Source organism: Streptosporangium sp. NPDC004379, from assembly GCF_042873875.1.
GTDB lineage: Bacteria > Actinomycetota > Actinomycetes > Streptosporangiales > Streptosporangiaceae > Streptosporangium.
This window is the reverse complement of sequence record NZ_JBIAMC010000045.1, coordinates 1-1,155: the sequence shown is the minus strand read 5'-3', so window position 1 is coordinate 1,155 and position 1,155 is coordinate 1. Positions and strand designations below refer to the sequence as shown.

Annotated in this window: 1 pseudogene; it reads left to right on the top strand. The window is 65.5% G+C overall.

What is annotated here, in order from left to right:
* Positions 1–4: 4 nt before the first annotated feature.
* Positions 5–1,155: pseudogene (locus ACFYSC_RS36850) on the top strand (DNA-directed RNA polymerase subunit beta); the annotation flags it as partial.

Below are 1,155 nucleotides of genomic sequence, written 5' to 3'. Positions count from 1 at the left end.
TCTGTTGGCAGCCTCGCGCAACGCCTCCGCCGTACCCGCTGGTCCCCGTCGTGTGTCGTTCGCACGCATCCAGGAACCGCTTGAGGTTCCCGACCTTCTCGCCCTGCAGACCGAGTCGTTCGACTGGCTGCTGGGCAACGAGAAGTGGAAGGGGCGGGTCGAGGCGGCTCGCCAGGCCGGGCGCAAGGACGTTCCGGCCCAGTCGGGCCTCGAAGAGATCTTCGAGGAGATCAGTCCCATCGAGGACTTCTCCGGGACCATGTCCCTGTCGTTCCGCGACCACCGGTTCGAGCCGCCCAAGTACTCCGTTGATGAGTGCAAAGACAAGGACATGACCTACTCCGCCCCGATGTTCGTCACGGCGGAGTTCATCAATAACACCACCGGTGAGATCAAGAGCCAGACCGTGTTCATGGGCGATTTCCCGCTCATGACCGGCAAGGGCACCTTCATCATCAACGGCACCGAGCGTGTCGTGGTCTCCCAGCTGGTCCGCTCCCCGGGCGTCTACTTCGACCGCAGCGTCGACAAGACCTCCGACAAGGACCTGTACGGCTGCAAGGTGATCCCCTCGCGGGGCGCCTGGCTGGAGTTCGAGATCGACAAGCGCGACAGCGTCGGGGTGCGCATCGACCGCAAGCGCAAGCAGGCGGTCACGGTGCTGCTCAAGGCGCTGGGCTGGACGAGCGAGCAGATCCTGGAGCGCTTCGGCCGGTATGAGTCGATGCGCGCCACGCTGGAGAAGGACCACACCGCCGGCCAGGACGACGCGTTGCTGGACATCTACCGCAAGCTGCGTCCGGGTGAGCCGCCCACGCGTGAGTCGGCGCAGGCGCTGCTGGAGAACCTGTACTTCAACTCCAAGCGTTACGACCTGGCGAAGGTCGGCCGCTACAAGATCAACAAGAAGCTCGGGGTCGACGCCGACATCACCCAGGGCACGCTGACCGAGGACGACATCGTCGCCACGATCGAGTACATCGTCAAGCTGCACGCGGGCGAGGTCTCCATGCCCGGCGCGGCCGGCGCCGAGATCGTGGTCGAGACCGATGACATCGACCACTTCGGCAACCGCCGCCTGCGCACGGTCGGCGAGCTGATCCAGAACCAGGTCCGTCTGGGCCTGGCCCGGATGGAGCGGGTGGTGCGCGAGCG